The 8,165-nt window shown below is 59.4% G+C and carries 9 protein-coding genes; 7 read left to right on the forward strand and 2 right to left on the reverse strand.

Annotated elements, in window-relative coordinates:
* Window positions 1–78 precede the first annotated feature (78 nt).
* Window positions 79–450, forward strand: a complete 372-nt coding sequence (locus AC1DIS_RS03125; RefSeq protein ID WP_018925194.1) for a glutathione S-transferase N-terminal domain-containing protein — start codon at window positions 79–81, stop codon at window positions 448–450.
* A 100-nt stretch (window positions 451–550) separates the two neighbouring features.
* On the opposite strand, the gene AC1DIS_RS03130 is transcribed toward AC1DIS_RS03125, so the two are convergent.
* A complete protein-coding gene (locus AC1DIS_RS03130; protein WP_477743810.1) occupies window positions 551–1,717 on the reverse strand; it encodes an aminotransferase-like domain-containing protein in 1,167 nt (388 codons plus the stop codon).
* A gap of 82 nt (window positions 1,718–1,799) precedes the next feature.
* On the opposite strand from AC1DIS_RS03130, the gene AC1DIS_RS03135 reads away from it, so the two are divergent.
* The 3 genes from AC1DIS_RS03135 to AC1DIS_RS03145 all read left to right on the forward strand — a co-directional run bounded on the left by AC1DIS_RS03135 (window position 1,800) and on the right by AC1DIS_RS03145 (window position 4,665).
* The gene (locus AC1DIS_RS03135) at window positions 1,800–2,255 is read left to right on the forward strand and encodes a MarR family winged helix-turn-helix transcriptional regulator (protein WP_064619259.1); all 456 of its coding nucleotides are present in this window, start codon (window positions 1,800–1,802) and stop codon (window positions 2,253–2,255) included.
* 361 nt (window positions 2,256–2,616) lie between these two features.
* Window positions 2,617–3,966, forward strand: coding sequence for an NCS2 family permease (locus tag AC1DIS_RS03140; protein WP_064619262.1), 1,350 nt, complete (start codon window positions 2,617–2,619; stop codon window positions 3,964–3,966).
* Between the two features lie 72 nt (window positions 3,967–4,038).
* The gene (locus AC1DIS_RS03145) at window positions 4,039–4,665 is read left to right on the forward strand and encodes a LysE family translocator (protein WP_477743811.1); all 627 of its coding nucleotides are present in this window, start codon (window positions 4,039–4,041) and stop codon (window positions 4,663–4,665) included.
* Between the two features lie 190 nt (window positions 4,666–4,855).
* On the opposite strand, the gene uraH is transcribed toward AC1DIS_RS03145, so the two are convergent.
* Window positions 4,856–5,209 carry a hydroxyisourate hydrolase gene (uraH, locus tag AC1DIS_RS03150; protein WP_007940831.1) on the reverse strand — a complete coding sequence of 118 codons (354 nt, stop codon included), beginning with the start codon at window positions 5,207–5,209 and terminating at the stop codon, window positions 4,856–4,858.
* 435 nt (window positions 5,210–5,644) lie between these two features.
* On the opposite strand from uraH, the gene puuE reads away from it, so the two are divergent.
* The 3 genes from puuE to alc form a co-directional block, all read left to right on the forward strand.
* Window positions 5,645–6,571, forward strand: a complete 927-nt coding sequence (gene puuE / locus AC1DIS_RS03155) for an allantoinase PuuE (RefSeq protein ID WP_007940832.1) — start codon at window positions 5,645–5,647, stop codon at window positions 6,569–6,571.
* Window positions 6,568–7,083, forward strand: coding sequence for a 2-oxo-4-hydroxy-4-carboxy-5-ureidoimidazoline decarboxylase (gene uraD / locus AC1DIS_RS03160; protein WP_477743812.1), 516 nt, complete (start codon window positions 6,568–6,570; stop codon window positions 7,081–7,083). The genes puuE and uraD overlap by 4 nt, the downstream gene beginning before the upstream one ends.
* Window positions 7,084–7,172: 89 nt before the next feature.
* Window positions 7,173–8,165, forward strand: a 993-nt coding sequence (gene alc / locus AC1DIS_RS03165; protein ID WP_007940834.1) for an allantoicase, incomplete at its 3' end; no start/stop codon positions are given.

Raw genomic sequence — 8,165 nt, forward strand, 5'->3', positions numbered from 1 at the left:
ACTGATCGCCGGTTTTTTTTCGCCTGCGAAAAATCAGGTAAGCTGCGCGCCTTCTGTTTGCCCTGAGAGACTTATACCGTGTTCGTAAAAGCGCTTCGTGTCGGCCTCGGCCAACTGATCATCTTCATCGATTTCATCACCCGTCCAGGTAAGAAGCAGCGCCCCGCCGCCGCTCAGGCCCAAGTGGAAGCGGCCGCCAAGGACCTGACGCTGTATCAGTTCCACGCCTGCCCGTTCTGCGTGAAAACCCGCCGCACCCTGCGTCGCCTGAACGTTCCGGTGGCCTTGCGCGATGCCAAGAACAACGAACAGGATCGCCAGGCCCTGCTGGAGCAAGGCGGCAAGATCAAGGTGCCGTGCCTGCGCATCGAAGAGAATGGCCAGACCACCTGGATGTATGAGTCCAAGGTGATCATTGATTATCTGGATAAGCGGTTTGCTGCGGTCTGACGCTTCTGTGGCGCCGGTATAAACACCGCAAAACCCGAACAAAAATAAACCGGCCAATTGGCCGGTTTATTCGTTTCTACCCCCTCTCCCACCAACAGCCTCAGGCTGCTTGCGCCGCTTGGGCCTGACGCACCACCGCTGCCAATCGCTTGAGCCCTTCGTCCAGCCGTGCCGGATCAATGTGGCTGAAGTTCAGCCGCAGATGGCCGGGGTTGTTATCCGGCTCAGGGAAAAACGGTTCGCCCGGCATGAACGCCACATCTGCTGCCAGCGCCGCTTTGAGCAGCGTGCGGGTATCCAGCGGCTGCTTGAGCGTCAGCCAGAAAAACAGCCCACCCTGCGGCACGTTCCAATCCGCCAGATCGGAAAAATGCCTTTCCAGTGCCAACTGGAACGCATCCCGACGAACCCGGTAGAAGTCCCGCAACTCGCCTAGATGCTGCTGGTATTTTTCAGTACCGATCCATTGCAGCGCTTGCCACTGCCCGATGCGGTTGGTGTGCAGATCGGCCGATTGCTTGAGCCGCAGCAAATGCGGGAACAGGTCCGGACTGGCAATCAAATAACCAACCCGCAGGCCCGGCAGCAGGGTTTTCGACACGGTGCCGGTGTAGATCCAACTGGCCTTGGTCAAGCGGCTGACGATCGGTGTGGCGCTGCCGCCATCGAAGGTCAGTTCGCGATAGGGTTCGTCTTCGATCAGGGTCACGCCGAACTCGTCGAGTAACGCCGCCACCGCATCGCGCTTGGCTTCGCTGTAGCGCACCGCCGACGGATTCTGAAACGTCGGGATCAGGTAGATGAACGCTGGCTTGTGTTGTTCCAGACGGCTGCGCAGTTGCACCAGGTTCGGGCCATCAGCCTCCAGCGGGACGGTGATGCAATCGGCGCCAAACAGCTGAAAAATCTGCAACGCCGCCAGGTAGGTCGGCGCTTCAAGCAGGATTTCGGTGCCTTTGTCGATGTGGAGCTTGGCCGCCAGATCGAGGGTTTGTTGCGAACCGCTGACCACCAATACCTGACTCGCCTCACACGGCACGCCCAACGCCCGGGCTTCGGCCGCCAACGCTTCACGCAGTGCCGGCTCGCCTTCGCTCATCCCGTATTGGCCCATGGACAGCGGCATCTGCGCCCACTCGACTTTCGGCAGCATGGCTTCGGCCGGCAAACCGCCGGCGAACGACATCACTTCCGGGCGCTGGGCGGCGGCGAGGATTTCACGGATCAAAGAACTTTTAAGGCGCGAGACACGTTCGGAAAAAGCCATGGGGGTCACCGGTAGCGAGGCCTGAGGAAAATGAGTCAAACTGATTGACCGAAATTACGACAGACCGAGCGGATACGTCAACATGCTTGACCTTAAAAACCCCACCACCCAGCAACAAGCCATGGAAGCCTTCTTCTTCGGCTATCAGGCCTTCACCGCCAAGGCTGATGAAATGCTCGAGCGTCGCGGCTTGAGCCGGGTGCATCAGCGCATCGTGTTTTTCATCGCGCGTTATCCGAACCTGAGCGTCAAGGAGTTGCTGGCGTTGCTCGGCGTGACCAAGCAGGCGCTGAACATTCCGCTGCGGCAGTTGGTGGAAATGCATTTGGTGAACAGCGTCGCGTCCCAGACCGACAAGCGTAAGCGGCTGCTGGAACTGACCGTGGAAGGCGCGCGGTTCGAGCAGTCGTTGCGGCGCGAGCAGGTGAAATTGCTCGAGCGGGTGTTTGCCGAAGCTGGGGAGACGGCGGTGAATGGGTGGTTGGCGGTGAATCAGGCATTGGGGGAAGTAACCAGAGTTGATCGGAACGACACCTGACTGTGGCGAGGGAGCTTGCTCCCGTTCGGCTGCGCAGCAGTCGCAAAGAACGATAACGCCGGTATGCCTGAAAAATTGCCACCGCCTGAGTCGGGCCGCTGCGCGCCCCAGCGGGAGCAAGCTCCCTCGCCACAAACAGCTCGCTACACATCACATTTCATATCTATATACCCCGCCTGCCATTTTTTTCGTCTACAAAATCAAAAACATTATTTGCTTTATTTGTATACAAAAGCATAATTCGCTTCGTGCGAGTTCCTGACCATCAGGTCAACAAATTCGCAAGTACCTCAAAGGGTCGCTGCCACCCTCATGGGTCCGGCCCTGGAAATAACAATAAAACTCTTGAGGAGTACTCGCTGTGGAAAGCCGCAAATCCGAAGCCTCGACGCTGGAACTCTCGCCGCCGTTACGCAATGGCTGGCTGGAGCGCATCTTCAAACTCAGCTTGCACGGCACCACGGTGAAGACCGAGCTGATCGCCGGTCTGACAACCTTCATCACCATGGCCTACATCATCTTCGTCAACCCCAACATCATGGCCGATGCCGGGATCGATCACGGTGCCGCGTTCGTGGCCACCTGCATCGCCGCCGCGCTGGGTTGCCTGTTGATGGGCCTGTACGCCAACTGGCCGGTGGGCCTGGCGCCGGGCATGGGCCTGAACGCATTCTTCACCTACACCGTGGTCGGCACCATGGGCTACAACTGGGAAACCGCTCTCGGCGCGGTGTTCGTGTCCGGTGTGTTGTTCATGTTCCTGACCTTTTCCCGGATTCGTGAATGGCTGCTCAATAGCATTCCGGTGAGCCTGCGCTTTGCCATGGGCGCGGGTGTGGGCCTGTTTCTGGGGCTGATCGGCCTGAAAACCTCGGGCATCGTCGTCGATAGCCCGGCCACCCTGATCAAGCTCGGCTCCCTGCGCGAGCCCGGCCCGCTGCTGGCTGCCATCTGCTTCCTGATGATCGCCGTGCTCAGCTACCACAAAGTGTTCGGCGCGATCCTCATCAGCATCATCACCGTGACCCTCGCCGGCTGGGGCCTGGGCCTGGTGCACTACGAGGGCATCATGTCGGCCCCGCCGAGCCTGGCACCGACCTGGATGGCCATGAACATCGCCGGCGTGTTCAACGTCAGCATGATCAGCGTGGTGCTGGCCTTCCTCTTTGTGCACATGTTCGACACCGCCGGCACCTTGATGGGCGTCGCTCAGCGCGCCAACCTGGTGAACGCTGACGGCCGGATCGAAAACCTGTCCCGTGCCATGAAAGCCGACAGTGCCTCCAGCGTTTTCGGGGCGGTGGTGGGTGTTCCGCCGGTCACCAGTTACGTGGAAAGTGCCGCTGGCGTAGCGGCGGGTGGTCGGACTGGTCTTACCGCCGTGACCGTAGGTGTGCTATTTATTGCCGCAATGTTTTTCGCACCGCTGGCTGGCATGATCCCCGCTTATGCAACCGCCGGTGCGCTGATTTATGTAGCGATGCTGATGATGGGCGGCATGGCGCACATCGAATGGGAAGAAGCGACCGACAGCATTCCGGCGATCGTCACCGCGATCATGATGCCGCTGACCTTCTCGGTCGCCGACGGCATCGCGCTGGGCTTCATCACTTACGTGGTGCTGAAGGCCGGCACCGGTAAGTACAAGGAAATTTCGGTGAGCCTGTGGGTGCTCTGCGCGATCTTCATCGCCAAGTTCATCTTCTTGTAAGCGTCACGCGGTACGCGTTTCAAACCAGCCTCACCCCGTCGGGTGGGGCTTTTGTGCATAGGGAGGAAAGTGATGAGTCTGGAAACCTGGCTGCTGTTCAGCGGCGCTGCGCTGGTGGTGATCCTGATACCGGGGCCACTGTCTTTGCTGATGATCAGCAACAGTCTGAATTACGGTTTGCGCCGTTCTTACCCGGCGTTTCTCGGGGGTGTGTTTGCTTCGATCTGCCTGCTCAGCGCTTCGGCGCTCGGCCTGGGTGCATTGCTGCTGGCGTCGGAACAGCTGTTCAGCGCCCTGAAAATCGTCGGCGCGCTGTATCTGTTCTACCTCGCCTGGCAGAGCTGGCAGCAATCGCGCCAACCCTCCCTGGGCACCGAAGTGCCCCAGGCTGCGCCGGTGCCACGCTTTCGTGCACTGTTCGGGCGCGCATTCATGCTCGGCGCCAGCAACCCGAAAGACATTTTGTTCTTTGCCGCGTTCCTGCCGCAGTTTTTGAGTGCCGAACAACCGTTCCTGCCGCAGTTGCTGGTGATGATTGCCACCTGGACCGTGCTGGATCTGCTGTGCAAGCTGGCTTATGGGCTGGGGGCTCATGGCGCGGCGCGGTATCTGCGTAGCGGCAAGGGGCAAAGCTGGTTTAACCGGGTCAGTGCCGGGTTGTTCAGCGGTGCGGGCGCGGCCTCATTGTTGAGCCGCTAAGGGCAAAAGATCGCAGCCTCGTTGCACTCGACAGCTCCTACAGGGGGAATGCGTTTCCATGTAGGAGCTGCCGAAGGCTGCGATCTTTTGACTTTCCACCAGGCGAAAAAAAGCCCGCAGTGTGAGCGGGCAAAAGACCAAAGAAGCTATATGCGCAGTCGCTTCCAGGTTGAGGCAGCTGCTTGGGGGATCAGCTGCCGCGATAGGTGGAATAGCTATACGGCGAAATCAGCAACGGCACGTGGTAGTGATCCTGTTCGGCAGAAATGCCGAACCGCAGCACCACCACGTCGAGGAACGCAGGCTCAGGCAACTGAACGCCACGGGCGCGGTAGTAATCGCCCGCATGAAATTGCAGCTGATAGACCCCGGTACGGTAGTCATCGCCTTGCAGCAACGGCGCATCGACCCGGCCGTCGCTGTTGGTGAGCGCCGTGGCGACCAGCTCCAGCTGCGAGCCTTCTACGCGGTACAGCTCGACCTTGATCGAACTGCCCGGGCAACCGTGTGCAGCGTCCAAAACGTGTGTAGTCAAACGTCCCATTGATTCTGCGCGCCTGCCTGCGTGGAGCAGTCAGACCTCGCGCCTCCCGAAGTCAGTTGAAAAGGAGACCGCACCGTTCCGGAGCACGAAAAGTTGCGGCGAGCGACTGATTAAGACATTTTTCAAAAAAATTGTACACAATAAAAACGACATTTTTACTGCCACCAACGGCATTCAGGGTTTGCAGGCGAATCTTGCGCCAAACCATAAGATCAGTGGACCTTCTATCCATTAACTGACCAGTCAGGCAGGTTTCTTGCAGTACCCTCCAATGAGAGCAGTCAGTGAAAAATGCAAAAAATCAGGCTTACAAAGTGAATATAAAGTTGTATACAATCACTCCATCGCTGTGACGCCAGCCTGCCCTCTCATCGCCAGGCCGCCACACACACCCTGACTTTGAACAAGTCGACACGAACAAGAAGGAAGACTGCAGTGAGCGCTGACTACCCACGCGACCTGATCGGTTACGGCAGTAACCCTCCTCACCCACACTGGCCGGGCAATGCCCGCATCGCCCTGTCCTTCGTGCTCAACTACGAGGAAGGTGGCGAGCGCAATATCCTTCACGGCGATAAAGAGTCCGAAGCCTTCCTCTCGGAAATGGTCTCGGCGCAGCCGCTGCAAGGCGAGCGCAACATGAGCATGGAATCCCTTTACGAGTATGGCAGCCGTGCCGGCGTCTGGCGGATTCTGAAACTGTTCAAGGAATTCGACATCCCGCTGACCATCTTCGCCGTGGCCATGGCCGCCCAGCGTCACCCGGACGTGATCCGCGCGATGGTCGAGGCCGGCCACGAGATCTGCAGCCACGGCTATCGCTGGATCGACTACCAGTACATGGACGAAGCGCAGGAACGCGAGCACATGCTCGAAGCGATCCGCATCCTCACCGAAATCACCGGCGAGCGCCCGCTGGGCTGGTACACCGGCCGCACCGGCCCGAACACCCGCCGTCTGGTGATGGAGGAAGGCGGTTTCCTCTACGACTGCGACACCTACGACGACGACCTGCCCTACTGGGAACCGAACAACCCGACCGGCAAGCCACACCTGGTGATTCCGTACACCCTGGACACCAACGACATGCGCTTCACCCAGGTCCAGGGTTTCAACAAGGGCGACGACTTCTTCGAATACCTGAAAGACGCCTTCGACGTGCTGTATGCCGAAGGTGCCGAGGCACCGAAAATGTTGTCGATCGGCCTGCACTGCCGGCTGATCGGCCGCCCGGCGCGCCTGGCCTCACTCAAGCGCTTTATCGAATACGCTAAAAGTCATGAACAGGTGTGGTTCAGCCGCCGCGTCGACATCGCTCGCCACTGGCAGCAAACCCATCCGTACCAAGGGGCTGCCAAATGAGCCACTTCCAGACACTGAAGCCATCGACCCTGAGCCGCGACGCATTTGTCGCCGCCTTCGCCGACATCTACGAACACTCGCCATGGGTGGCCGAAAAGGCTTTCGACCTGGGCCAGGACACCTCGATCGACCAGATCGAAACCCTGCACCAGCGCATGAGCGACATCCTGTTGAGCGCCGATCACGCCAGCCAACTGGCCCTGATCAACGCTCACCCGGACCTGGCCGGCAAAGCCGCCGTCCAGGGCCAACTGACCGAAGCCAGCACCCATGAACAGGCTGGCGCCGGTATTCACCAATGCACGGCCGAAGAGTTTGAGCGCTTCACCGAGCTGAACGACGCCTACAAGGCCAAGTTCAAGTTTCCCTTCATCATGGCGGTAAAAGGCAGCAACCGGCATCAGATCCTCGCGGCGTTCGAAACGCGCATTCACAATTCGGTCGACACCGAATTCAAATGCGCGCTGGCGCAGATCAACAAGATCGCGTTGTTCCGATTACTGACCCTATAGCGAGCTTTGCCCGAGTGTTCTCAAACGCAAACAGCACCCAGGGCACTGCAAGCATCCCAAGCCAACTTATTTAAAGGCAGACAAGAAGAATGAAAGCTTACGCCGTACCTTTCGAGAAGTTCGTCAACCTGGCCGACGCCCGTCTGGGCACCAAAATCATCTCGGTCACCGATGACTGGTTCGCAGACGCCAACCGTCTGTTCCAGCCGACCCCGGCCGTGTGGAAAGAGGGCGTGTTCGATGACAACGGCAAGTGGATGGACGGCTGGGAGTCGCGCCGCAAGCGCTTCGAAGGCTACGACAGCGCGGTGATCCGCCTGGGCGTACCGGGTTCGATCAAAGGCGTGGACATCGACACTTCATTCTTCACCGGCAACTACCCGCCATCGGCCTCCCTGGAAGCCTGCTTCCTGGCCTCGGGCGAGCCGGACGAAAACACCCAGTGGACTGAAGTGCTGTCGGCCGTCGAACTGCAGGGCAACAGCCACCACTACCACGAAATCAATAACGACCAGGCGTTCAGCCACCTGCGCTTCAACATCTATCCAGATGGTGGCGTGGCCCGTCTGCGCGTGTACGGCATTCCGTTCCGCGACTGGTCGGCCGTTGGCGACAACGAACAAGTCGACCTGGCTGCCGCCCTGAACGGCGGTCGCGCCCTCGCCTGCTCCGACGAACACTTCGGCCGCATGAGCAACATCCTCAACCCGGGCCGTGGCATCAACATGGGCGATGGCTGGGAAACCGCACGTCGTCGTACCCCGGGCAATGACTGGGTGATCGTCGCGCTGGGCCATGCGGGTGAAGTCGAGAAAGTCATCGTCGACACCCTGCACTTCAAGGGCAACTACCCGGACAGCTGCTCGATCCAGGGTGCCTTCGTGAAGGGCGGCACCGACAGCCAGATCGAAACCCAATCGCTGTTCTGGCGCGAACTGCTGCCAAGCCAGAAGCTGGAAATGCACGCCGAACACACCTTCGCCGAACAGATCAAGGCGCTGGGCCCGATCACCCACATCCGCCTGAACGTGTTCCCGGATGGTGGTGTGAGCCGCCTGCGCGTTTTGGGCAAGGTCGCGAAG

This window comes from Pseudomonas sp. 05N433 (assembly GCF_056396925.1).

What these genes read in the sequence shown, in the direction of transcription:
- AC1DIS_RS03130 (WP_477743810.1), bottom strand. Translation starts at nt 1,717, where the DNA reads ATGGCTTTTTCCGAACGTGTCTCGCGCCTTAAAAGTTCTTTGATCCGT.
- AC1DIS_RS03135 (WP_064619259.1), top strand. Translation starts at nt 1,800, where the DNA reads ATGCTTGACCTTAAAAACCCCACCACCCAGCAACAAGCCATGGAAGCC.
- AC1DIS_RS03145 (WP_477743811.1), top strand. Translation starts at nt 4,039, where the DNA reads ATGAGTCTGGAAACCTGGCTGCTGTTCAGCGGCGCTGCGCTGGTGGTG.
- uraH (WP_007940831.1), bottom strand. Translation starts at nt 5,209, where the DNA reads ATGGGACGTTTGACTACACACGTTTTGGACGCTGCACACGGTTGCCCG.
- uraD (WP_477743812.1), top strand. Translation starts at nt 6,568, where the DNA reads ATGAGCCACTTCCAGACACTGAAGCCATCGACCCTGAGCCGCGACGCA.